Annotated in this window: 21 protein-coding genes, 9 pseudogenes and 1 other annotated feature; of the genes and pseudogenes, 8 read left to right on the top strand and 22 right to left on the bottom strand. The window is 46.7% G+C overall.

Features of this window, described 5'->3' with window-relative positions; translation table 11 throughout:
• A partial coding sequence (locus ACUU1I_RS11385; RefSeq protein ID WP_171769628.1) for a dynamin family protein occupies nt 1-1,473 on the bottom strand: 1,473 nt, incomplete at its 3' end.
• A gap of 217 nt (nt 1,474-1,690) precedes the next feature.
• Nucleotides 1,691-2,563 (bottom strand): GTPase family protein, encoded by an 873-nt coding sequence (locus ACUU1I_RS11380; RefSeq protein WP_001069775.1) that lies wholly within the window; start codon nt 2,561-2,563, stop codon nt 1,691-1,693.
• Nucleotides 2,564-2,893: 330 nt separating this feature from the next.
• Between ACUU1I_RS11380 and ACUU1I_RS11375 the strand changes: the two genes are divergently transcribed.
• Nucleotides 2,894-3,076 carry a hypothetical protein gene (locus ACUU1I_RS11375; protein WP_000282124.1) on the top strand — a complete coding sequence of 61 codons (183 nt, stop codon included), beginning with the start codon at nt 2,894-2,896 and terminating at the stop codon, nt 3,074-3,076.
• A gap of 228 nt (nt 3,077-3,304) precedes the next feature.
• Here ACUU1I_RS11375 and ACUU1I_RS11370 read toward each other — a convergent pair.
• From ACUU1I_RS11370 to ACUU1I_RS11340, 7 genes and pseudogenes are all read right to left on the bottom strand, one after another.
• A pseudogene (locus ACUU1I_RS11370) lies at nt 3,305-3,379 on the bottom strand (IS66 family insertion sequence element accessory protein TnpB); the annotation flags it as partial.
• Nucleotides 3,376-3,801: an IS66-like element accessory protein TnpA gene (gene tnpA, locus ACUU1I_RS11365; RefSeq protein ID WP_000422755.1), complete on the bottom strand. Its 426-nt coding sequence runs from the start codon at nt 3,799-3,801 to the stop codon at nt 3,376-3,378. The pseudogene ACUU1I_RS11370 and the gene tnpA (ACUU1I_RS11365), both read right to left, overlap by 4 nt.
• Nucleotides 3,802-4,918: 1,117 nt before the next feature.
• Nucleotides 4,919-5,431, bottom strand: coding sequence for a colibactin self-protection protein ClbS (gene clbS, locus ACUU1I_RS11360; RefSeq protein ID WP_000290499.1), 513 nt, complete (start codon nt 5,429-5,431; stop codon nt 4,919-4,921).
• Nucleotides 5,432-5,465: 34 nt separating this feature from the next.
• A pseudogene (gene clbQ, locus ACUU1I_RS11355) lies at nt 5,466-5,762 on the bottom strand (colibactin biosynthesis thioesterase ClbQ); the annotation flags it as partial.
• Nucleotides 5,763-5,792: 30 nt separating this feature from the next.
• Nucleotides 5,793-6,955, bottom strand: a protein-coding gene (locus tag ACUU1I_RS11350) for an IS3 family transposase (RefSeq protein ID WP_167701220.1) whose coding sequence is annotated in 2 segments (ribosomal slippage) — nt 5,793-6,718 and nt 6,718-6,955 — 1,164 coding nt in all. Because the reading frame shifts where the segments join, the coding sequence is not laid out codon by codon here.
• Nucleotides 6,609-6,725 (bottom strand) — a sequence feature (AL1L pseudoknot). (Overlaps the previous gene by 117 nt.)
• 105 nt (nt 6,956-7,060) lie before the next feature.
• Nucleotides 7,061-7,470 (bottom strand): annotated as a pseudogene (locus ACUU1I_RS11345) (transposase); the annotation flags it as partial.
• Nucleotides 7,471-7,554: 84 nt separating this feature from the next.
• Nucleotides 7,555-8,021 (bottom strand): annotated as a pseudogene (locus tag ACUU1I_RS11340) (type I restriction endonuclease subunit R); the annotation flags it as partial.
• Nucleotides 8,022-8,201: 180 nt separating this feature from the next.
• On the opposite strand from ACUU1I_RS11340, the gene ACUU1I_RS11335 reads away from it, so the two are divergent.
• The 3 genes from ACUU1I_RS11335 (at nt 8,202) to ACUU1I_RS11325 (ending at nt 11,546) form a co-directional block, all read left to right on the top strand.
• Nucleotides 8,202-9,314: a mandelate racemase/muconate lactonizing enzyme family protein gene (locus ACUU1I_RS11335; RefSeq protein ID WP_000705119.1), complete on the top strand. Its 1,113-nt coding sequence runs from the start codon at nt 8,202-8,204 to the stop codon at nt 9,312-9,314.
• A gap of 71 nt (nt 9,315-9,385) precedes the next feature.
• Nucleotides 9,386-10,753 (top strand): MFS transporter, encoded by a 1,368-nt coding sequence (locus ACUU1I_RS11330; RefSeq protein ID WP_001139133.1) that lies wholly within the window; start codon nt 9,386-9,388, stop codon nt 10,751-10,753.
• Nucleotides 10,754-10,802: 49 nt separating this feature from the next.
• Nucleotides 10,803-11,546 carry a Crp/Fnr family transcriptional regulator gene (locus ACUU1I_RS11325; protein ID WP_005067636.1) on the top strand — a complete coding sequence of 248 codons (744 nt, stop codon included), beginning with the start codon at nt 10,803-10,805 and terminating at the stop codon, nt 11,544-11,546.
• Nucleotides 11,547-11,797: 251 nt separating this feature from the next.
• Here ACUU1I_RS11325 and tnpB read toward each other — a convergent pair whose 3' ends face one another.
• Together tnpB and tnpA (ACUU1I_RS11315) are read right to left on the bottom strand one after the other, a co-directional pair.
• Nucleotides 11,798-12,088: an IS66 family insertion sequence element accessory protein TnpB gene (gene tnpB, locus ACUU1I_RS11320; protein ID WP_000624715.1), complete on the bottom strand. Its 291-nt coding sequence runs from the start codon at nt 12,086-12,088 to the stop codon at nt 11,798-11,800.
• Nucleotides 12,085-12,510, bottom strand: coding sequence for an IS66-like element accessory protein TnpA (gene tnpA, locus ACUU1I_RS11315; protein WP_000422761.1), 426 nt, complete (start codon nt 12,508-12,510; stop codon nt 12,085-12,087). Before tnpA (ACUU1I_RS11315) ends, tnpB begins: the two co-directional genes overlap by 4 nt.
• 86 nt (nt 12,511-12,596) lie before the next feature.
• On the opposite strand from tnpA (ACUU1I_RS11315), the pseudogene ACUU1I_RS11310 reads away from it, so the two are divergent.
• Nucleotides 12,597-12,812, top strand: a pseudogene (locus ACUU1I_RS11310) (integrase core domain-containing protein); the annotation flags it as partial.
• Nucleotides 12,813-12,854: 42 nt separating this feature from the next.
• Here the strand turns inward: ACUU1I_RS11310 and ACUU1I_RS11305 are convergent.
• The 8 genes and pseudogenes from ACUU1I_RS11305 to ACUU1I_RS11270 form a co-directional block, all read right to left on the bottom strand.
• A pseudogene (locus ACUU1I_RS11305) lies at nt 12,855-13,194 on the bottom strand (helix-turn-helix domain-containing protein); the annotation flags it as partial.
• 315 nt (nt 13,195-13,509) lie between these two features.
• Nucleotides 13,510-14,154: a hypothetical protein gene (locus ACUU1I_RS11300; RefSeq protein ID WP_005115541.1), complete on the bottom strand. Its 645-nt coding sequence runs from the start codon at nt 14,152-14,154 to the stop codon at nt 13,510-13,512.
• A 20-nt stretch (nt 14,155-14,174) separates the two neighbouring features.
• Entirely contained in the window at nt 14,175-14,444 is a 270-nt protein-coding gene (locus tag ACUU1I_RS11295) for a PerC family transcriptional regulator (RefSeq protein WP_000226519.1), read from the bottom strand.
• Between the two features lie 78 nt (nt 14,445-14,522).
• Nucleotides 14,523-15,161 carry an IbrB-like domain-containing protein gene (locus tag ACUU1I_RS11290; RefSeq protein ID WP_000502842.1) on the bottom strand — a complete coding sequence of 213 codons (639 nt, stop codon included), beginning with the start codon at nt 15,159-15,161 and terminating at the stop codon, nt 14,523-14,525.
• Nucleotides 15,146-16,378: a phosphoadenosine phosphosulfate reductase gene (locus ACUU1I_RS11285; protein ID WP_001285504.1), complete on the bottom strand. Its 1,233-nt coding sequence runs from the start codon at nt 16,376-16,378 to the stop codon at nt 15,146-15,148. The genes ACUU1I_RS11290 and ACUU1I_RS11285 overlap by 16 nt, the downstream gene beginning before the upstream one ends.
• 500 nt (nt 16,379-16,878) lie before the next feature.
• Nucleotides 16,879-19,559 (bottom strand): annotated as a pseudogene (locus tag ACUU1I_RS11280) (AAA domain-containing protein).
• Nucleotides 19,560-19,799: 240 nt separating this feature from the next.
• Nucleotides 19,800-20,846, bottom strand: coding sequence for a POTRA domain-containing protein (locus ACUU1I_RS11275; RefSeq protein ID WP_001335711.1), 1,047 nt, complete (start codon nt 20,844-20,846; stop codon nt 19,800-19,802).
• A gap of 103 nt (nt 20,847-20,949) precedes the next feature.
• On the bottom strand, nt 20,950-21,099 hold the full coding sequence (locus ACUU1I_RS11270) for a hypothetical protein (protein WP_000590537.1): 150 nt from the start codon (nt 21,097-21,099) through the stop codon (nt 20,950-20,952).
• 421 nt (nt 21,100-21,520) lie between these two features.
• On the opposite strand from ACUU1I_RS11270, the pseudogene ACUU1I_RS11265 reads away from it, so the two are divergent.
• Nucleotides 21,521-21,698: pseudogene (locus tag ACUU1I_RS11265) on the top strand (DUF4222 domain-containing protein).
• A gap of 52 nt (nt 21,699-21,750) precedes the next feature.
• On the opposite strand, the gene ACUU1I_RS11260 reads toward ACUU1I_RS11265, so the two are convergent.
• The 3 genes from ACUU1I_RS11260 to ACUU1I_RS11250 form a co-directional block, all read right to left on the bottom strand.
• On the bottom strand, nt 21,751-21,984 hold the full coding sequence (locus ACUU1I_RS11260) for a hypothetical protein (RefSeq protein WP_000124179.1): 234 nt from the start codon (nt 21,982-21,984) through the stop codon (nt 21,751-21,753).
• A gap of 95 nt (nt 21,985-22,079) precedes the next feature.
• Entirely contained in the window at nt 22,080-22,703 is a 624-nt protein-coding gene (locus ACUU1I_RS11255) for a hypothetical protein (protein WP_001260386.1), read from the bottom strand.
• A gap of 88 nt (nt 22,704-22,791) precedes the next feature.
• Complete coding sequence (locus ACUU1I_RS11250; protein ID WP_001167434.1) at nt 22,792-23,301, bottom strand: hypothetical protein; 510 nt, start codon at nt 23,299-23,301, stop codon at nt 22,792-22,794.
• Nucleotides 23,302-23,758: 457 nt separating this feature from the next.
• Here ACUU1I_RS11250 and ACUU1I_RS11245 point away from each other — a divergent pair, with 457 nt between their 5' ends.
• The gene (locus tag ACUU1I_RS11245) at nt 23,759-24,217 is read left to right on the top strand and encodes a hypothetical protein (RefSeq protein WP_001301456.1); all 459 of its coding nucleotides are present in this window, start codon (nt 23,759-23,761) and stop codon (nt 24,215-24,217) included.
• A gap of 99 nt (nt 24,218-24,316) precedes the next feature.
• A pseudogene (locus ACUU1I_RS11240) lies at nt 24,317-24,399 on the top strand (CPBP family intramembrane glutamic endopeptidase); the annotation flags it as partial.

Here is a 24,399-nt window from a genome sequence, read left to right as displayed (position 1 = left end):
CGTCAGTAATTCCCGGGTTCTGGCATCGATCTCCTCCATGGCCATTCTGACATCAGCGGTCACCTGCTCCTGACAGTCCGCGATTTCCCGGATATCCGCAAGCAGGCTGGTGATATGCGACTGCAGTGACTGAATGCTTTGCTGTAGCCCCTGATGGCGTAATGACAGATATTCGCTGACATTTTCCGCATTCTGCATCAGTTTTGCGGCGGCAGAATCAACCGCCAGTGCCGCCGCTCTGGAATGGGAGCTCTGTATGACTTCCGTTATCAGTTGATCGATAAGTGAGCCTTCCCACAGGTCTGTCGCCCCTTCGGTTGCCATTTCACTGTCTTTACAGACGTATTCTTTTTTCATGCGACCGAAGGCTTCCCTGACAAAATCATCGACCCAGGCTTCATCAACAGGAAGGGTTCTGTTTTTCCGTAACTCATGAAGCGCACGGTTAGCCAGGTACGCCTGACGTGATGAGCCTGGATAAACGCGGGAGGCGGGCAGCACATCGCTGTTCAGCATTGCCGGAACTTTCTGGCGTACGGCATCTGCCCCATCGCCATTGCGGTCTTTCTCATCAAATTTATTGACCAGCACAAACAGGCGGCCGGCTGATACGTCAGCAATGGCATTAAGCTCTTTACGGACGTCTTCATCCGCTTTTGAGTTCATCTGGGTGTAATCCATCACCGCCAGCACCGCAGAGGCTTTCTGCAGTTGATCCCGCATCATCACTTCCATCTGCGGTTGTCCGGCCTCATTAGGGCCGGGGGTATCCAGCAGTGTGAGTGTTCCCTGGCATGCATCCATCCCCACCAGATGGCTGAATTCCACGTCGATCACCGGCAGTTTCTGCACTTCTGCGTATTCATCAAAAGGAAACTCACTCCCCATTGCCGCAGCAAGGCGAACCAGATCGTTTAACGATGCCAGTCCGGTAAAGATTTCGTCTTCCCCGTGGTATTCATTTTTGAGCCAGCCATCATTTGCCAGAATATCCAGCAGTTCGCAGGTATCCCCGGTTTGCTGCAGGGTCTGTGCGACTTGCTGTCCTGCCGGGGTGTCGAGTTTTTGTTGCAGTGTGCTTAATAAATTGCGGACGGGCTGAATATGTTCCAGATGGAGGACCGGCTCAGTTTTTCCGGGAACGTGGCGGATGAGCGTCGGTACAGAGGTCATGGGGCGGTTACGGTTAGGCAGAATTTCCTGCCCCACAATGGCGTTGATGGTAGTTGATTTACCTGCTTTCATCGTGCCGACAACAGCCAGCACCATCTCCCTGCGGGCGGTTTTGATTTGTTCGCCCTCCAGCTCCTCAATTCTTTTCAGTGCTTTCTGTTTATCAAAAAGCAGTCTGTTTTCGTTCTTACTGTCAGATAACACATCCGGTTCATCAACCATTTGCCGGAGCAGATTAATGTTCAGTTGCAAAAGTCGGTCGGCTTCATCACAAAGCAGGGCGATGTTCTTTTCGTGCATTATTTAACCTTCCTGAGACGCATTTTCATGACAACCACGGAGGAGGTCATTTACCACAAACGATCGTTTATAGCGATCGATATGATAGTAACGATCGATGCATTCTATTAACTTGAGAAACACAACGCAAGGGGACAACCCGGGTATGGCTGTGTTTGCATTGTGTTTTCATGGGGTTAAAAATCTGTAACAAGAGTCTGGTGCATCACCACCGGGTTCAGAAGAAAATCCAGTTCCATACCGCGCGGGCAACAGAGACCACGGTGTCACGAACAGCGCGCAGAACCTTACGGGCAACAGAGGCAACACAGACGCTCTCCGCCGTGTCAAATATCCGGTCCACCGCACCGGTAAACTGTTCACGGGCCTGACCCCGGACAGATTCCGTGCGCAGCCCGTCCTGCAGGCGGGTCATCAGGGGACTGGCGGCATGGTCGGGAAGCGCTGTCATGAGCGCACTGACCAGCGTATCCAGTTCCCAGCCAGTGCGGGCCGATACGGCCACAACCGGATGTACGGGCCGGAACAGACGGAATACCGCCTCCGTTTTTTCGCGAATATTCTGTGCCTGTGCAGGAGAAGGCTGAATACCGGCCATATCCCATTCATGGCAGGGCTCCGTTTTGTCGGCCTGCGTCACCACAAACAGTACCCGCTGATGTCCCCAGTGCAGGATGTGTCGCCAGAAATACTCATCCACAGACAGGGCACGGTCATCGGCTTTAATCAGCCACAGTACCAGGTCCAGTTCAGGCAGAATGTCACGGTACAGGGCCTCATACTCTGCATCCCTGTCCCGGCTCTCGCCCACCCCGGGCAGGTCAGTGATAACCATGCTGTGACCATGGCCACTCAGACGGAAGCGCCGTACTTCCCGGGTGCCGGCGTGAACATCACTGACCGGGGTGACCTCCCCCTGAAACAGTGCATTACAGAGTGAGGATTTACCGGCCCCGCTTTTACCCATAATGCCAATCACGGGTTCGTGACTGGTGAGTTTGCGCAGATGTTCCAGGATGTGACGGGAAAGTGAGTAAGGCAGGGAGGAGAGCGGTTTTTCAATTGCCTCAATGGCATCAGACGGATTCATACATGTATTCCCGGTGAAAAAAGACAAAACCCCGCGCACCGGAAAGGTGGCGGGGGACTCACAACGATAATATCTGTCTGAAATTATTTAGGATACAGGTATCTTCAGATAATCATACCTCCAGAATTTTGTTCTTAATAGTTGAGTAGTGGTATTTGGTTTCCCTGAGAGAATATAAAGGTGAATCATGCTGCACTGAGTTTGATTCTATTTGTACTGAGACAAGTATCTTCATGATTATAATCAAAAGTTGGGTGGGTTGGTCTGGCGCTCATCATTTTTTCGAATAAACTCACTAATTATTGTAACCACCCCAAAGGAGATGATTTCATGTATAATTGTGGTGAATCATATTCAGAATACGACATATCATTATCTGACGATGAAAACTATGACGATGACTATTATCGTGAACGCCCGTGTCCGGGGGAAGTTTTCGGCTATGATAATAGTGAGGATAATGATGAGGCGGCATCTGATTATGCACTAAAAATAAATGAAAGCTCTGATTAATACGGGGGAAGCTGATAGTAAGCCAATCAATAACAGATATTAATTAATGAATGAATGAATGAATGAATAAATATAATCAGGCGCTCAATATTTTATTTAATCTTGGCGCCTGATTAAAATCCGAGGTAACATATAATAATTCTCATCAAAATAGTGGATTTGCCCCTATATTTCTGAGTATCTGTTATCACTTAATCCATTACAGATCCTCCTTCAGCATATGTCGTATCCGTTGAAAGATTTACACATATCGGTAACACCGGCAACGAGCCAGATACGGGTACCTGATGGGAGTGAAATCATCTTCCCCTCCCGCTCAGTTCGCGGATCAACACCGTGAGCAGCTCTGGCGATGGATTTTCCAGCATCATGTTACCGTGACGGAACTCCACCTTGCAGGAACTGGCACTGACTCTGGTCTGAGTGGAAGTGGATAAAGACGGCGCAATGGCCGCCACAGGTTCTTTCTGCTCACCCGGCGTTATTTCTACAGGTAATAATTCAACGCCAGTGTCAGAAGAGGTCGTTACCGGAAGACGCCGCGAAACACGCCCTTCGTTCTGCCAGAGCCTGAGCCATTTGAAAATAACATTATCATTGACGCCATTTTCACGTGCAATCTGTGCAACACAAGCTCCAGGTTGTGATGCCAGTTCCACCATACGAAGTTTGAATTCATTCGAATAGTTTTTACGAGGTTCTTTTCGCCAGTCCTGTAATTCCATACTTAGATGTCCGTCTATATCAGATGGGCGTCTAAGTTACCAATTCTCGTCTGATGGCTACATACGGCGGTCAGTTTACGCTTACTACAATGATGATAATGCGATTATATAAAGGTCAAACCATATGGTTGTTAGCGGATTTCAACAACGGTGCTGTACTCGCTGAGCGGCACATGAAGTTTGAATAATGTGGAAACAACAAATGGCTACATTAAGTCATTGGACATATACAGAGATGGTTGGCAAATCGAGTACACGATATGTTGCCTGAAAAGTCGACCGAACAGAACTATAAATATCAAGTCGGCATAACACATCTAAATTTCATAAGGGAAGATGTGCCACCGGGGACGTTTTTTTCACCACGGGGACTTCGGGTATAACGATGCAATCCGAAGAAAGAAATCCAATGTTGGCGATATTCATCATCGCTTTATTCGTCCACTCATGCGAATGGCAATAAAGCGACTCACCAAAACAGTTTCTTTAGCTTCCCTCTACCAAAATTCCCTATGATCGCATGTTAGAACTCTGCGTGCTGAACTTCGGGCCATATGGACGGTATCATTCATGCACTTGCTCCTTTGAAATTGCTGGATATCATTCGTCTTTATCTGCACCGGCCGGCACAAATAGCTGTAGGGGAACCCGGCGCAGGCAAAAAGAGCGACTTTAACGCGTTTTGCAGGACTCCCCGTTGCCTTGCAGGGAGACACTGTATCATCAAACACCATCTTAATCCCAGTACATTACCCTCCATCCTGGCTCGTACCAAATCAGAGGAAAGGCCTCGCGGCAATAGATTTTCCCGGCGAAGCTCGGAGTGAAATACAGTGCAGCAATATCCGACATCAGAATTTGATCCTCCTGCGTCAGGATACGAAAAAACATCCCGATTTGAGCACCCTTGTCGAAAAAAAATCACCTTATTATGAAGATTGGTTCTTAATACACATGCGTTCGCATGTGCTTATGTTAAGTAGACTTATTGTCTTACACATTTTATCCGTATCATTAACCAGAATATGTTCCGGAGCAGCGGGTGATAGTGCCGCCAGTCCACACTCATCGCTGCCCGGAAAAATCATCAGTGGGGAGGCAAACGGTAAGCACCCCGCTATTCTGCAAGACATTTCTGCAGTTTATTTAACCTCCCCGAAGCATTTTTATAAGGCGAGGCGGTATTAAATTGAATCATACGACCTCGGGTCCATTTATTATACCAAGGTTTACCGTAAAGCTTGTCGTTACTGAATCGTTCAATCAAAGCCACGAGTTGCTGCTTATTTTCCTTTAACCGTGCCAATAAAACTTCGTACTCTGTAATATCCTCATAGTCACGGTAGAATTTCTGTGCTAAACGCCCCAATTCATTCCATTTAAATCCTTCCTCAGGAAAAATAATAGTTTTTCCTTTTGCCTCTTGGTCATGCCAGTGTAACACCAGCTCTCCCCAGCCAATCAGATAGGAAACCAGATTCGCTACGCTAATCGTAGTCCCCTTCGCGTGCCCTTCCAATAGAGGTTCAAAGGCGAGTTGGGGCGTAATAGATTCTAGCTTCTTATTTAATAAAGAAAAATTACTATTAATAGCTTTAATTAACTCTTCTTTTGATGATGGAACAGCCATATCTATTGCTCCTTGTATAGTTACACAACTATTTCTACCCTACTATTTCGAGTGATTCAATCGTCTGGTTCACATAACCTACCACCTGTTCAAAATGCTTATCGACAAAAAAATGATCGGCAGCAGGAAATATAATAGTCCGCGTCTTTCGTGTGGTGAATTTTTCCCATGCAAGTAATTCATCCTGCATTACCAGATTGTCAGCATCGCCATGAAATAGCACGATCGGACAGGTTAATGTGCGCGCCTTGGCCTGAAATACATACTGCTCATAGAGCCGATAATCGTTTTTAATGATGGGGGTGAAAATTGTCATTAATGAACCGCCCCGGGTTTCCTGGAGAGTGTTTTATCTGTGAACTCAGGCTGCCAGATCATCGTTTCCGATGGAAGCATAATAAGCTTTTTCTGCTTCTGCCGGAGGAGTATGGCCCAGCCTTCCCAGCAATCGTCGATTGTTATACCAGTCCACCCACGTTAGTGTGGCCAGTTCCACTTCTGCACGGTTTTTCCAGCTCTTACGGTGTATTACCTCCGCTTTGTAAAGACCATTGATGCTCTCAGCCATCGCGTTGTCATACGAGTCGCCTGTACTCCCTGTTGATGCCAGTAATCCGGCTTCTTTTAGTCGCTCCGTATAGGCCAGTGACACATACTGAGAGCCTTTATCGCTGTGATGGATGGTGCCAGACGGACGACGGGCCCACAACGCCTGCTCCAGCGCATCCAGCACGAATGTCGTTTCCATAGACGATGAGACCCGCCACCCCACGATGTATCCGGCAAACACATCAATGATAAACGCCACATAGACGAAGCCCTGCCATGTGCTGACGTAAGTAAAATCAGCCACCCACAGCTGGTCAGGACGTTCTGCCACGAACTGACGGTTTACGCGGTCACCTGTGGCAACGGTTTTCCGGCTGACGGTAGTGCGGACCTTTTTACCCCGGAGAACACCGGCAAGTCCCATAACCGCCATGAGGCGCGCCACTGTACATCTGGCCACCCTGATTCCTTCCCGTAACAACTGACGCCAGACTTTACGCACACCGTACACCTGATGATTTTCATCGTATACGCGCTGTATCTCTTTCTTCAGCCAGTCATCGTGCTGCGCACGGGCACTGCGTTTATCCGGATGATGTCGCTGTTGCTGACAATGGTAATACGTTGACGGGGCAATATGCAGTTCGCTGCATACCGGTCTGACTCCGTACTGCTCACGCAGCTTATCCAGCAGTGGCATCATTTTTTCCAGAGGCGGTCGAACTCCTCCTTCACAAAATAAGCGGAAGCCTGGCGAAGGATATTGTTGCTGCGGCGCAGTTCACGATTTTCACGTTCCAGCTCTTTCAGACGCTGACGTTCAGCACTGGTGAGCCCTCCATCTCCGCCCCCGGTATCCCGCTCATACTGGCGAACCCAGACACGCAGAGTCTCCGGCGTACAGCCAGTCTTTGGAGCAATGGAGCAAATTGCTGCCCATTGTGAGTCATATTCGCCCTGACTTTCCAGAACCATACGAACTGCCCGTTGACGGATTTCGGGGGAAAACGTGTATTTTTAGTCATCCTGTTTACCTCTTTCTCAGGGAGTTTAGTCTCCAGGATTTCCGGGGCGGTTCACCATCACGGCATCAGTGACCTTTGATATCAGTGCCGGTGAAACATCAGCGTCATACAGGTCTTTGAACGCGGCGGCTATCTCACGGGTGGTTATCCCTTTGGCATACAACGAGAGGATCTGGTTATCCATCCTGGTAATACGGGGCTGATTTTTCTTCACCTGTTGTGGTTCGAAGCTACCGTCACGATCGCGCGGAGTACGCAGTTCCAGTGGACCGTCGCCTGTGATAACGGTCTTTGTGGAATAACCGTTGCGGGAGTTAGCTCCTGGTCTGGACTGATTTTTCCATACCCAGGATGGTGTGTCATCTCTGCGTTGAGAGCGGCTTCAACGCTGATCTTTTTCAGTAGACGGTCAAACTGGCTGAGGTCTTCAGGGGTTTTGAGGTTTTTGGCCAGTTCGTTAGCCAGAGTCTGTAACTATTTTTCGTCCATAAATTAACCTTCATTTGATGTTGAATTGAACATATCAAAATCAGGCAATTACACAAATCTATAAAGCGCCTCGTCATCATCTTTACCACGCGTCATGACCATTTTCACCATTTCAGAAGGCGGTAATTTTTCTGCTCCCGTTCAGTCAGGACGATGCCATCGGGTACTTGTTTCACTTAAAACCAGGCAGTGCGAATAGCTTCAAGGTGACGGTAGAACCCTAGGCAATTTCACGGCTGGCACAAACATGGTCTTGCCTTTTACGGTGAAACCTTCGGCTACGCGTTTTTCATAATGTCTGGCAAAATCTTCCGCGAGGGATTTTAACCTATCTTCATCACCCAGAACTACATTCATGGTTGCGGTAGCTTTTTTACTTTCATCGATGTGCCACTCATTGGTGCCTGCGTTTGCGTATTTTTCGTAATACTTTTCGATTTTTTCCAGTTTGCTGTACTCCAGGATCACTTTAGCCGCATGGTCTTCATGATGCGTACAGAGATCTCATCCTGAAAAGCTCCGGTCATGGCCCAGTTCCCTATATGAAAACTTGTCGACTGGGTGTGGTCCAAATTCGAGATCTACTTCAAAAAAATACAATTATTCCTTCTCTCTTCTGATGATGTGTCAACCATTTGACAGCCCTGCTGAAGGCCGGTTGCTACATTGCGCCCATCAATCAAGATATACAGACACAGGAAACTGCAATGAAAATCACTAAACTCACTACCTTTATTATGCATGTACCGGTAACTAAAAATATTATCGGTGACTCCACACACAGCATTACTCATTGGGGAATGCCGGGCGTAATGATCGAGACAGATACCGGCCTTGTAGGTTACGGTTATACCGGAACCCATGCAGACATTACTACCGACCGTCTTATCACCACCATTATTAAAGATGCCTTCGGCCCGATGTTGATTGGAGAAGACGCCAGTGAAGTTCGCTATCTCCACCGTAAGATGTCACGCAGCTCGACCAATATCTGGGTGGGCCGCGGTGGGTTAATGCAAATGGCGCTTTCAGCAATCGATATCGCCCTGTGGGACCTGAAAGCCAAAATGGTGGAGCAACCTTTGTGGAAAGTCTTTGGCGGTTCTCAACATTCCCGTGTTCTTGCCTACAACACCGACTGCGGCTGGCTGGTTCGTAACACGGCGGAGTTAGTGGATGACTGCAAGAAGATGATTTTTGAGGAGGGATTTTCCGCCATCAAGATGAAGATAGGCAAGCCCGATCCGCGAGAAGATCTCAAACGAATCGAAGCCGTCAGAAAAGCGATAGGCGATGACGTCAATCTGATGGTCGACGCGAATGCAAAATGGGACATCAGCACTGCCAAGCAGTACGGTGCCAAGCTGGCTGATTTCGATATTACCTGGTTTGAAGAGCCGATGTGGCATGATGATATCGCAAGTCACCGCACGCTGTCCGGGCATATCAGTACGCCGATTGCGTTGGGTGAGTTACTCTATCAGTTTGATTCCTTTAAAGAGTTTGTACTGGCCGGTGCGGTGGATTATCTCCAGCCCGATGCCACTCGCTGCGGTGGACTGACCGCCGTATGGGAAATAGCCGATCTCGGTCAGGCGTTCAATCTGCCGGTCACACCACATCATGGTGATATGATGCAGGCACAATTACATCTGGTAATGGCACATCCCTCTTGCTCTCTGTTGGAGTTTATTCCCTGGACGCTGGGCTGCTTTGTCGATCCGGTTGAGGTCAAAGAGGGATATTACTCTCTTCCCACCGCGCCGGGTGCCGGCACTACCTTACGCCCGGAAGCTCTTGAGCACTTTAGCGTTAGATGAGAACACTTGTATCGCCCGGTTATGCAATGACCGGGGCAAAATAATAATGACAAAATTCTAAGAGGTGATTTATGCCCAGCCATACCGATCAGTATTTATCACTTGCAATTCAAAAATCCATACGTCGCATCATTCCGATGGTCATACTAATGTTTATTCTGGCCTATCTGGATCGCTCCAATATCGGCTTTGCTAAACAAGAATTTCAACTGGATACCAGTCTGAGTGACACCGCCTATGCTTTCGGCGCCGGGATCTTCTTTATTGGTTATGCCCTGTTCGAGGTGCCCAGTAATATTCTGCTTTATCGCATCGGCGCCCGTGTCTGGCTGGCCCGTATCATGGTGACCTGGGGGCTGGTTTCCGCTGCAATGATGTTCGCCCACACTGAGACCGTATTTATTTTCCTGCGCTTCTTGCTTGGCATCAGTGAAGCAGGTTTCTTTCCTGGAGTTATTCTTTATCTTACATTCTGGTTCCCCCAGCACATCCGCGCACGCGTCACCGGCTATTTCCTGTTTGGTGCCCCACTAGCTTTTATCATCGGCGGTCCGCTTTCCGGCTCGCTACTCTCGCTTGAAGGATCGGTACTGTCGTTTGGTCTCCATGGCTGGCAACTCATGTTCCTCGTTGAGGGGTTACTGGCCTCTGCCGTTGGGATCTGGGTGTTCTTCTATCTTGACGATCACCCAGAGAAAGCCAAATGGTTAACTCCACAAGAGAAAGCGGCGCTTAGCCAGACTCTAAATAAGGAAGAGCAGGTGAAACTTGCACATGGTCCAAAAGGCGCATGGCAAGCACTGCTGGATGTACGCGTCCTCTATTTATGCCTGATCTGGTTTACGGTGCAGGTATGTGGTTATGGAATTTACTTCTTTCTGCCAACACAAATCGCCACCTTAATAGGGACAAAAGTTGGTTTATTAGTTGGCTTCGTCACCGCTATTCCACCTTTGTGCGCTGCCATCGCAGTGTATTACGTACCACGTATATCGGAAAAACTGCAGGAACGTCGTTACGTTGCATCAATCACATTTATGTCCGGTGCAATAGGCATTGCCGTATCTGGCCTTGCCGATAGTATTCCACTGGTCGCTATTGTCGCGCTGTGCGTTGCCGCTGCAGGACATCTGGCGATGCAGCCACTGTACTGGACATTTCCATCGTCTTATCTCGGCGGTGCAGCAGCTGCTTCCGGCATTGCGTTAATTAACTCGATAGGCAATCTGGGGGGGTTTGTAGCGCCGAATCTTCGCGTCTGGGCGGAACATACTTTTAATTCCGCACAGGCAGGACTTTACTTACTGGCAATGGTAACAGCTACTGGTAGCCTGATGATTCTGACATTACGTCACTTCGGGATTGAAAAAACGCCCCGTACATCATCCACATCTCCGAATCTCCCTGCCAGCGGGGATAATCTGCATCACTCTGATTGACAGGAAATGCTACATTGCTACGGTCATGATTAAGATCAGGATAACAACAATGGTTAAGATATTGGCCGTAGCACAATCACATGAATCGATAGTTTCTATGGACGAGATCAATAGTATCCTTCTTAGTAGTAGTTGGTTTCGGGCGCTACCTGATTATCTTATTGAACAGATGTTGTCCAGGACCAGCCTGTATCAATACAACGATGGAGAGATTATTCACTATCGTGGTGCTGAGCCGCTCGGATTATATGCAGTCATTACTGGCTCCGTTAAAGTGAGCTCAATTTCTGCTGACGGTAAAGAGTGCATCTTCCGCTATCTTTCGCCGGGGAACTGGTTTGGTGAAATAGGTATGATTGATAAATGTCCGCGCACACACGATGCCAGAGCGACGGGTAAAACTACACTGTTAACGATCAAGCCTCATGATGTTGAATTTCTTCTGAAAAATTATCCAATTCTCCATCGTTTTCTGGCGTTGCTGCTTTGCAAAGTCGTTCGAAATGCCTTTACGATGTTACATGACTGTACGCTATTATCTGTTTCTGCACGCTTGGCGAAGCGTTTAGTGAGTCTGTCGGAAGGGTACGGCGAACCACACGAGCGAGGGACATTAATCAATCTTTATCTTACGCAGGACGATCTGGCAACGATAATCAATACGAGCCGACAAACGATCAACAAACGGCTGGTTGAATGGGAAAAATTGGGATGGATAGACGCCAGATATGGCAAAATCGTGATCATCAATATAAATGCACTCAGGCAGTTATATGCTGATGAAGATGAGTAATTGGCTGTGGATGAGCCTGTTTACCATTCTGTATACATGCTTTTTCTTAAAAGTGACTGTCCAGGCGGTCATCAAATTCGATAATAAATTGCTATTCGCCAGTCCCTCTGCGGCATTGTCCATTTCTGCGACGCGACCAGGATGCCAGCCATTTCACTTTTACTGACTCGCCCATCGGGAACGCCTTACGTTTCCTAATGGCATGTCGGATCACACAGTTCGTAAGCGTCAATACGGCGCTCCGTTAACGTTTACAGCATTGCCAGTTGCGAGCGGGTAATGGATATCTTACCGTCACGCACCGCAGGCCAGATAAACTGACCTTCCTCAAGGCGTTTGGTGAACAGGCACAGACCATCAGCATCAGCCCAAAGAATTTTAACGGTGTCACCCCGTCGGCCACGGAAGATAAACAGGTGGCCGGAGAAGGGATTATCATTCAGCACATGTTGTACCTGTTCTCCCAGTCCGTTGAAGGATTTACGCATATCGGTAACGCCGGCAACGAGCCAGATACGGGTACCTGATGGGAGTGAAATCATCTTCCCCTCCCGCTCAGTTCGCGGATCAACACCGTGAGCAGCTCTGGCGATGGATTTTCCAGCGTCATGTTACCGTGACGGAACTCCACCTTGCAGGAACTGGCACTGACTCTGGTCTGAGTGGAAGTGGATAAAGACGGCGCAATGGCCGCCACAGTTTTTTTCTGCTCATCCGGCGTTATTTCTACAGGTAATAATTCAACGCCAGTGTCAGAAGAGGTCGTTACCTGAAGACGCCGTGATATACGCCCTTCGTTCTGCCAGAGCCTGAGCCATTTGAACAGGAGGTTATCATTGATATCGTGTTCCCGGGCAATACGGGCAACAGAGGCTCCTGGTTGTGATGCCAGTTCCACCATACGAAGTTTGAATTCATTCGAATAGTTTTTACGAGGTTCTTTTCGCCAGTCCTGTAATTCCATACTTAGATGTCCGTCTATATCAGATGGGCGTCTAAGTTACCAATTTTCGTCTGATGGCTACATACGGCGGTCAGTTTACGCTTACTGACAACGCGATGGCGGAGAGCATCAATGGTCTTTACAAAGCGGAGGTAATACACCGTAAGAGCTGGAAAAACCGTGCAGAAGTGGAACTGGCCACACTCACGTGGGTGGACTGGTATAACAATCGACGATTGCTGGGAAGGCTGGGCCATACTCCTCCGGCAGAAGCAGAAAAAGCTTATTATGCTTCCATCGGAAACGATGATCTGGCAGCCTGAGTTCACAGATAAAACACTCTCCAGGAAACCCGGGGCGGTTCAAACCTGATTCTGGAAAAGGACTTTGTGGATTGTTGCTATTGCCAGTGAGATTGAATGAAGTCGTTTTAACTCGCTTTGAATACGTCTTGCCCCCAGATTTCGCTGAGAACGTAACTCCAGAATCAGAGCGACTTCGCAAGTGCCGGTTTTCGTTGATGGTGAACGCTTGGGGCGACGGCTGTGGCTTTCCAGACCAGCGATGCCCTGAGCCAGATATCTGCGCCACCATTTTACGCAATGTGGGCCGAGAAATGCCACAGCGACGGCATACAAATCCCGCATCACCGGACGTTTCATAGAGTTTTACCCACTGTAGCCGCTGCTGAATTTCCCTGTTCATAATTTGGCATTAGTTCAGCTCAATCCCGACTTAAAAAGTCCCTACAGGATGTTCCGGACCTGAGGCACAGTTCATATCCTTATCCATAAAAAATTTAGCTATGTCTATAGCATTAATCTTGACAAGACGACGTTAGGGCCTGGCGATGAATCATTTCCCCTGCCAGATATCCTTTGGGGTGCACCAGAACTACCGTTTTATATCTATATAACTGAAACGTCCCTCGCCATCCTTCATATTTTGATGTAGTAACACCATTCACTTTCATCTACCCCCCGTTTTATTAACATATAGTAAAAATCACCTCGCCGCATTTTATTCTTTTGAAGTAAAATCATTTACCAGTTCACTTAAAGCTCTCTTTTGTTCATCATCATACAGAGATTGAATCCGGAATTTAATCTCTTCTGCAACCAGTCTTGCATCGGGCTCATAAAATATTTTTGTTATTCGCTGTTTCTGATGTTCAGGCTGGTCTTCCATATTTCGTAAAACCAGATGAAATAATATATCATAAAGTGCGCAATGCCATGAATAACCATCATTGGTTAAAATAAGCTCCCAAACCCGCTCCTGCTCGGCAATAAGCTGCAGAACAAAGGACTCAACCTGTTCTGTTTGTTCGGGGGCAACACGGTATAGCGGAGCAATCACAGCAAAAGATAGTTCATTTAACCAGGATTCCGCTTCCTTCTCGCTCCTGAACGGTGGACAGTTTTGTATTCTTCGTTCGTATTCACGGGTAATCTGCTCCAGAATATCCTCCGGCGGTGTCAGCCACTTATTCCTGAGCAATACACTGGTTGATGGATGACAGCTGGCTATTTCAGCAATAATTTCACGTAATGTTTCCGGGCTGAACTTCTTCAGCTGATTGTAGTGCTCCCGGGTAAAACCATGTTCATCGCATAAAAGTTGCCATGTCAGTGATATACTGTTTGCCATTCCTTGCTTCATCATTAATACCTGTTACCTGAATATCAACAGACCGGTGTACCTTTTCTGAATACCTCCCCGGACGGAGTGGCAATCCCCATTCGCCTCAGCGTGGCATCTGCAGCTTTCGCCACCTCGCTGATATCCAGCTTTTCAGGTAGCGGCGGGGACGATATCTGCGCCAGACAATAATTCCGGCGCAACAACAACCACTCCCGTTGTGCTTCTGTACATTCAACATTTCCCATAACAAAAAGCCAGCGGTCAGAAGCTCTGCGCCAGCAACCAGCAGCCTCCAGTTTCTGCGCAACCATGTCTTCCACAACTTCCGGGGTACTCTTTTTCCTGCTCAAAACATTAACTCACTGAAATAATATACATATCTGACGGTCTCAGCGAACCGTCCATGCCGGGCTGAAATCCTCTTCCTGAAACAGCTCCGTCAGCCCGCTAATCTGTTTCAATCTGAGAACTTCATCCTGGTCCATACCCAGCTCCGTACCAATGCGTTCATTCGTCCAGCCCAGGCGCGACAGGTCCCTGACAATATCAGACATTGAGGTTATCTGATGTTTGCCCCTGGCCCGGTTATGTCGGATGGTCGCAGCAATACGTGAGGCCTGTCCCTTTCTCTCCGGATTAATACAGACCACCGGCAGCCAGCCCTTCAGACGTTTTCCCGTACCTGCTTCCCTGCCCAGCACCTGGCGATGAAAACCATCCACCACCAGGTAATGGTTCTTTTCCTCAGACACCACCACCGGTTGTGTGAAACCATCTTTCTCCAGTGACTGCTTCAGCAGTTTCTTCTCACCCGGCGCCATGACATTAGGATTGTAATCATTGGCCACCACCTCATCTGCTTTTACCCACAGCACACAGTCCACTGGCTCATGTGCAAAAGGACTGACTTCATGAAGCACTCTGCGCAGGTGATTAAGGGCCTGTATGGTCTCTTCTTCTGGTCGTTCCTGGCTGAAGTACTGACGAATCATGTTGCCAATTATCTCCGGTGTCACAGAATCCCCCATTCCTTCCTCCTTTCTTTCATACGCTGCAGATAACGTTCATAGTGCCGGGGTTTGTTCGGACTGAAGGAGAGGGTCCGGCACCAGAAATCATTCTTTATAAGTGTCTTACAGATACGCCGCCAGGACGGAATATCCCGGCTCCCCAGGTCATTCTCCTGTTCATCCGGGATGTCATCCGGGAAGCCCCGCGTCTGATACCAGCGCAGGTAGACAGCAATTTTATTACGGTAATGTTCTGCCGTTCTTTCCGGCATCACATCCAGCAGGAACATCGCATAGCTGCGCCAGGTATGATGGGCTGGTTTTGATATACGTTTACGCAGGGCAAAATAGGCACCGCTTTCATTGGCATAAAGCGCCCCGCTGGCAGCGCCTGACACCCGCTCACACATCCTGGCCCAGGTTTCCGGCTCCAGAATATGGTAAAGCCACAGCCCCTTACGTTGTTCAGGACCAAAAGGTTCACAGACACGCATGTTGCGTAACGGCACGTCGGCACGGTACATCAGGTCATACAGAGGATTGTAAATGGCACAAGCTCTGGCGTTATATATCCAGATATCGCGGGCTTTCCAGTCATACAACGGATACATGGTGTAATAAAACCCTTCAGGCGATGCCGTGGTCCAGGGCTTATCATCGGCATATCTCAGTTTGCGCTGAGACACCAGCCCCATAAAGCGATTGAGGGATTCATCCGCACGAACACCGGTCAGCACTGCCACTCCACACCGGTTACCGGCAAACCAGGAAGAAAATGCCGGAACAAATTCTTCAAACGTCATGGCATACCGGAAAAAGGGAAAATATGTCATATCCGTAATGGCCTCTTCCGGTGGCTGGCGAACCCAGGTCACTCCTGGCTCCCAGCATATCCACTCCGGCTGAAACTGCGAGACGCCGTTTACCGTGGTCAGGGGAAGTGCCACCCAGTAAAAGGTTTCCGTCACATCATGGTACATTTCCCGCATCTTCTGAATATGTTCAATGGTGCACCGATACTGGGCCTCCCAGTCAATGAACAGAACAGAGAAATGACGTTTTCTCCTGCGGGCCACCTCTGCCACAAGATGGAAAAGCACGGTGGAATCCTTTCCACCTGAAAAAGACAGACATACCGACGGAAATGTTTCAAAAATCCACTCAATGCGGGCGATTGCGGCACGCAAAACATTTTCTCCGGTAAGGATTTTTTCGGTTAAAAGCGTATCACTCATTTTCCTGGCTTTATGTCGAATAATTCTGTTTATACATTCAGGCAAACTTCATTAATAACTCACCGCTTTGGGGATAAATAATAACAACAAAAATCTTCAGATATTAACCTGGTTGTTGGATTTGTTATCACATCCTTTATCCACCTGCTTCTTACTGGTAACACATCTGGAAAATCCATGCATTTTCAACATATACTATCCTTTCAACTTGTAAATAAGAAAATATGATGCAGATGGTGAACAATTCAAATATCATTTTGCAGGAAGTATTCACTGTAATAGAATTACCCCCTGATAAAGTTTATTCACTAAGGAATTATTCAACAGAAACATTCCCTGTTAGCTTTGAGCAATAGCACTTATTTTTATATGTATCAGGAATACGTACGTTGATGTAACCAAAACAAAGAAGCCTGTGTCCATGGGGTTCGTACAATTGTGTGTGGCACATGACCAAATCAGGTTTGAGACCTCCCGCTGCAATATTTTTTATTCAGATTTTAGCCTGTCAGGCCTGACAGAAACGCTCCCAACTTCCCTTCTATATCACTGTCTATAGTACGTAATCTTAGCAATGGCAGGCCGCATTTCTTCAGTATACTGTTTTTAAGTTCATCACGTTCAGCCTGAACACTGGTCAGATGATAACCTCCATCCACTTCAATAACCCCTAATGGAGTCTTCCCGACCTTATAGTAAACAACAAAGTCACAACTGGCCCGGTTACGCATGAATAACTGTTCACGGTGTGTAAAATCCCCCCGCTCCAGCAACACCAACTGATTCAGCGCTATTTGTGAATGAAACATCATACTCCGATAACTATCCTGCGACAGGATATCCCGCAACAGGCAGGCCACAATCTGTTCTGACTTAAAGTGTGAATCATTTGAATTCAATCTACTATTCAGTCGTTCCAGTGATTTGTCATACTCACTGTACAGCAAATCAAATGCTGATATGACCGGGCTCTCGAAAATCTCTCCGTCATCAGCGTAGTATTTGATGTAACGAATCAGCGCCGCAATATGTCCAGCGTGGCGTTCAAATACATCATTACCAGTCACCAGCGTAAATTTATTTCGGGCCCTTGAAACAGCGACATTCACCAGTTCAGGATTATCAACAAACGCGATGTTCCGACTGTGCTGGCTGCTGCGCTTCTTATCCAGCACAGTGGAAAACACAATTTCATCGCACTCCCGTCCCTGAAATTTATGCACCGTCGATTTCACAAAATCAGCAGGCAGCACTTTTTCAGCCAGATTAACCTGTGCATTATATGGGGCAATGTATCCCCTGCTACTTTCTTCATCCCAGTAATGACCTTCCAGAGATTCAAGCTCCCTGAGATTTGAAAAATTACGGGTATGGTTTCCTTTTGCCGTGATGACCAGAGATAATGAGGCTTCACCGGAATCAACCGTTAACGGTATCAGAGCATTATCATAAAACTGCTTATTACAAAATTGAATGATTTTAGGATGACAACGATAATGCTCTTTAAGAAGGGTTACTGGCACCATGTTCCTGAACAACATACAAACCGAATCAAGTAGACTATATTTCTCACAATTATAGTATTCTGCCGGTGGAGATGGGCTGTTCGGGAGTAATACAGGAACATGTGGAAGTTGCTTACGATCCCCTACAACGATTACATTACGGGCACATCCCAGTCCCAGAATGCCCGGAACAATATCCTGCTGCGAGGCTTCATCAATAATAACATAATCAAGAAGGGCCCCCTTGCCGATAGAGTTAATAATCGAATGCGTACTGCTACCAATAATCGGAAAACGCTTTATAAAACGGTCAAATTCATCCCTGTATGTCTCTGCCGAGAATGAACTTCTTGTTGAAACATTTCTTCGCAGATGTTGCTTTAAATAAAGCATAGACCATGATGTCAGGCGCCCCAGTAAAATTTTAAAATCAGATTTTTTAAATACTTCCTCATATTCATTCAGAGAAATTTGTTTTTCCCGGATATTTTTTCATAATAAGAAAGCTGAAGAGAAGTAAATAGCGCCAGCCTTCTCTCCGGAATCATCAATGGTTTGACTTTCAGTATCATGAAGTTTAACAACAAATCAATTCTGTTTCTGAATCCAATCCGCCTGTCAGAAAGGTAATGAATATAAGCCATCAGGTCGGTTGTTTTTTGTGAGGAAAATCGGTATTTGTGAGAAAAAAGCTCCTCCGGTCGAAGATTCTGACTCTGCCATTGCTGCAGGTATTTATACTCAATATTCAGCTCATTAATTTCTGCTTTTAACGAAGCGACCTGGTTAATGGCATTCAGGTGTTTTTTCACTTGTTGAAGTACATCATCAATCGCATTTGCAGACGGTGAGTCAGGTAAGACTTCCTCAGAACGCGAAATCGACGTTGAAAAAAACTGTTGCCTGTTCTCCGTACTCCCCAGTCGTGCCATCACATATCCCAGTTGCTGTTTGTCCATCTTTTCATAAACATTACTGACAGCTGAGTTATTATTGGACAAAATTGCCACTGTTTTATTCTGAATTAATATATTAGCAACAATATTGAGTATAGTCTGTGTTTTACCTGTTCCAGGTGGTCCTTCAATAACTGAAATCTGTGAGGAAAATGCCCGTTTGACAGCCAGCAACTGACTTTCATTAAGACCAAACGGAAAAATCAAACCCCATGGCGAATCACGTTTTTTACTCTGTCCTGAACAGTATGCATGCAAGGCGGTATCCGGATGAGGAACTATTTTCTTTATCTGCCTAAGGATATTCTCATCGATATTTCTGTTATTACCACGGGCATAAAAAATACGTTCATTAGCCACCCTACACAAGTAATTAAACACGGCATGCTCTGTAAATGCTGAACACTGTTGAAAGTCAAGGCCGGTCGTTTTCATGATGTAGGGTCGTTCACCCTCGCGGTAATAAACAGCAGCATATTTATCACCATATATAATAACCAGTTCAGCCCGGGATGTTACAGCGTTCCCTTTCCTTTCGAGGAAAACATTTCGCAAATTTACAGTTGGCGTTATCTGACATACAGAAAGCGGACGAGTATATTTTCTCCCGCTGCGAAAATGACAGGTCAGCATAACCTCTCTGTCGTCATTTCCAGCCCACAGCGTCCAGTCGGTAATTTTATGAGTCTTATTTTCACCGTCAACACAAATCGTGACCATATTCTCACTCAGAAATTATCATTTAACTTACGGAAAATTGTTAAGGCACTCCCGATATTAGCTCCGGAGGATTTTCCACAACTCCGGGACTGTTAACATATTTCTGCCTGCCATATATACATTGAATTTAGTCATAACAGTCAATACCAGAATTACAGGAATGCGATGCCGATACGCTGGTTATTGAATACTGGTAGCCCCTGAGCACTAATTCATCACGATACTCTGTATTTACTGTTTTCACTGCTTTTTACAACCATTCCCCCAGGTAAAATGCTGCTCCTCCGGTGATGGCTGTGTCAGAAACTGCCATCCCGGAATAGCCACGCTGACCGCCAGCAATGCCGCACAGACACCAGCCACAAACGGTTTCAGAAACGTGGGCGGGGATTTCTGAAGGGAGGGTGACTGCTCCGCCTGCACTTTCCCCTTGCGATTATCAAGGCTCAGTGCATCCAGACGCACCGCGCCATTTGCCGCAAGCAGCCCTTCCCGGTTATCCACGCTTCCCGGCAGACTCAGCGAAAAATCCCCTGTTCCCGTCTGAATCAGACTGCCTTTACGATTTGACAGGCTTTGTGCCGATATCTGCAGTGTGTCGGCATTTATCGTACCGCCATTACTGCTGAACTGCCCGGCAGTCCGGGCGGAAAGCGTACCGGCACTCAGTTGCGCATTCTGTGTAGACAGATTTCCACTGGTTGCATTCAGCTCAGTATGTTGTCCCTGTATCCGGCTGTTACCTAAATCCAGCCCCTGCTCAATGTCCCGTAAATCCAGCAGAGAACCTTCGTGTGCCGGGAATGAGGAATACAACTGAATATAGTCATCACTGTCCGGTGTCAGACGCACATGTCGCACAACACCGGGAATAATGACCAGCCGGAGGATACCGCTTTTTAAATCCTGCGAAGGTGCCAGAACACGGGTGGTGACATAACCATGATCGACCAGACGGTTCTGCAATGTACTCATCAGCAGATTAATTCCTTTCGCCCCCAGGCAATGCCCGACCGCCCCGTTGGCGATTTTTTGTAAAGGCAGCCAGTGTGGTAACGCATCAGCCCCCTTCAGTTCCGTCTGTTTAATCTGAAAACAGGGCGTTTCAACAGGAAAATTAATCTTATGGGCAAAAGAGCCAGGTGCAGAAAGGCGAACATCAGGGGCTGAAGGCGTCAGTTGTTGCTCAAGGGCTTCCTGACGCTGCTGCTGAATGATAAATGCTTCATCTCCGCTACGCCGGACATCCGCTGCCTGAAGAGATAAAGGCGATAATAAAGCAGACATCAGTGTCAGTGACAGCAAGGACGGACAGCGCCGGAATAAGCTTTGTTCCTCAGTCCTCTCGTTCCTGCAACATAATTTTCCAGTCAAACGAAAAACCTTTTATTCATGTCATACCAACAATCACCAGCCTCCTGACGATACCTCCCACCATGTTTTGCGATGGCACGCTACCGCCCTTCCGGTATTTACCCGCATCAACCGGTACCAGAATGCTGAGTAACAAACCAGCCAGAATTGACTTAATTTTGATCATTATAGAATAATGATCTGAACTACAGCAACATGACAGATTTATCGATCGATATAACACAAATGAACAGTTCTTTATTCTGCCATATATCGCAAAAACAGCACATTACAAAATTTATAACCATAATTACTGGAAAAGTGCAGAAAATTATTCCACTGAATGCTTTTAATACAGTTGGTTAGCTTAAAAAATAGCAATTTTTGATTTCAGTCATTGAAAGTTGCAATGTTTGACGATTCAACAGTATTTAAGTGAGTTTCAGGATATGGGAAGGACATGAAAGGAGGAGCGCAATAAAATACACAGGAAGAAGGGGAAAATGTTTCGTAAAAACAGAAAATTAACAGCGCACATCAGGAAACGCAGTCTCCTGATTCAGTGCTACCACATGAAAATTTAGTTAACTGTTACCGTACTAAAATTTATGTCAGAAGATGTTCCATTACCGAAACAAAGACGATCATGGTGCGCTTGTCACCCTGACCAGTGTTGAGGAAACCCGGGTGGTGTTTATGCGGGACGGCTATCCGCATCCCTGCATGCAACCGATGTACAACTTTCTGGGAAAATTCAAACCCGAACCCCGGGAAGAAACAGAATAAAACGAAATCCCTGCCGGCAATCACACTACCTGATAGCAGCATAATCCACTTATTAATTCTCATCCCCGGAGACAAGCCCAGAAAACCACTCCGGGTGTTCACTGTATGCCGTGTTCAGCGCATCCCTGGAAACGTTTATATAAAAGCTGTCCTGCAATTTGCGGGTAACAACTTCTGCCAGGCGATTCCGGTTATCCACCAGTCCGGCATAACCTCTCTCTGCCAGCCACTCATTCAGTTCATGTTCCAGAGACAGATTGATAATATCATAATCGGACCTTGCCATTCCCGTTTCCTTAGCACATGTTTTCAGGCACGGGGATAAAGTATAAAGAATGTCATACTGCTGCTGCCAGAGCAATATTCCCCCTGATGGTTGTATCAGAGATGGTATGCCGGTACTTTGCGGGTTGTTCCCGTCAGGTTATCGTGCACCTCCACGGTCGTGGTCACCACCGGCATTCCGGCCTTTCTCAGCCTCAGAACATCAGCCGCAATACGCTGACTGCCAAACCAGAACAGGCCGTCCAGTGCAGTCACCAGCAAACCCGCCTCCAGTGCATACTTCAGCCGTTCACGGGGCGCTTTCACTTCCCGGGCAACCTGCTGATATGGCAATGATGTGTTTTCATTCCCAACCACGCGACGAATACGGTGAGACAGATGATACCGGTATGTATCCGGCACACCAGAAAGGCTGGCCTTCAGGCTGTACACGCAGCCAAACCGTTTATCGTTAAACACCACATTTTTCTGGCTGATGCCCCATTCTTCACGCAGCGCGGCAATCAATTGCGGTGTACGGGTAAGCAGCAAGCGAAAAGGCAGTTCAAAACTGGTGACGTAATCCACATTCAGCAGTGCAATACGCAACCGTTCTTCTGGCCCGGCCTCTGTCTGCCGGCACTCCTCCAGAACATCCTGCCACTGCCGGCGAAGACGGGGGGATTCGTTCCGTTCTGTAAAACAGTATTTATCCGCCAGATAGTCAATTCGTGTACGCATACTGAAAGGAATTCCGTATAAAGATTCAGCAGACAAAACTTTATCAGCCAGTAAAAATTAACGGAAGCATTGATATTCCTCCCGACAATCACCGGATGATTGTTGCAATAACCTGCGACATAAAGGACTGAACAGCCGTTTTTAACGCCACGTATTGCCCTGATGAACCAGGCCGGGCAACCCGAAAACATCTTTCCACCCGGCATTGTCCGCCAGCACTTATCACCGACCAGGTCTGTTGCAGTAAATCCACCAGTTGCGCACATTCTTCATCAGCCATGACGCCGACTCGCGGATGGCAAATACTCGTCTGGCTGAGCAGCAACAGACATCGTATCTGTGCTCCTTCATGTTGTTCCCGCAACCAGCGTAATACCACCGGCGCTGATGGGCTGACCGTGTGATTATGCTCCGTAATACGTTCGTGTACCCGTCGGTGAAAGGAACTACAAAATGTCTGAATCTGTTGACCATAGATTCCTTCTGCCGAATAGAGCGTGAAGTGAAATGCCAACAGATTTGGCCAGTGGTCCACCGCCTGCTGAACAAAACGCCGGATTTCCCCCGGCTCTGAAATTAAGGCTTCGGTTATTTGCACGAAATGTTCCTTTTCAACCCCTGTTGAATTTTGTCAAGCCGGTGCAGACACAGTAAAGCGCGCATCAACACCTGAAAGGTACGATACAAACACAAGTTACAAACAATAAGAACGGAAGGACAATTAATCAGTGAGGAATAATAACTAAATTAACCAAAAGAATGTTACTGACAATACTACCAATACTTAAATAGCAATATATTAATTAATGTAAGAACAGATGCCCGGTAAGACATATACACAATACATCCACAAACACACTCTTTTCATTAAATCAATCACCTGATTAAACCATGAAAGTGTGATGTAAGTCAAAATTACTGATACTATCAATTGATAATGATTATCTCTATCATTATCGTGAAATTCGAGAATGAAAGGAGAAGTAGTCATTATAAGCCTTTTATAAATCGTCATCATCATAGTAAAGTAGAACACTTTTTATATGAGTTACTATATGAAAATATACTGGACAAGAAAACGTATTCCTGAACTTTCAGCACTTCCACCTTCATTAAGAAAGAAAAATTTTACTGACGCATATAATGCAGCATCTTCTCATATCGAATACTGGATAGGTGCTGGCGTCTCATTTATCTCGATGATGATTTTATCCAGAGTATATGACTTTCTTTTACCCGCCCAAGATACTTTCCCGGGTGATATCATCAGAAGTTTATGTGTTGTGTGTCCATCCATATTAATCTGGTTTCAGTTTTCGGTATATGTCATGAGGAAATATTACAGACATATTCTGGTGCGAGGAAAAGAAACCGAAACCATTTCAGAAAGGTTGATACGTGAGGCTGATACACGAGAATATGAACTATGGCGTCCGGTCCGTCGCTTTTTCTCCATTGTTTTCCTCATTGTTCTATTAGGTTGCATTCATTCACTGATAACAACTATAAAATAAAAGTTATGGCTGTTCTGATACAGGAAAATAAACGTTCATTCTATGGTTACCTCTTCCTGTTATATAGAAGAATTTTAAACGACAAGTAAGGGAATATAAATGAAAATAACAAAAAATAAAAATGCAACTATAAAAAACAGTCATCAGTCGGCTGCTTTTCAATGTTTACCTTATCATTTTCT

Source organism: Shigella sp. SIG3 (assembly GCF_053555855.1).
The sequence above is the reverse complement of the archived record's forward strand: the minus strand, read 5'-3'. Positions and strand labels throughout refer to the sequence as shown.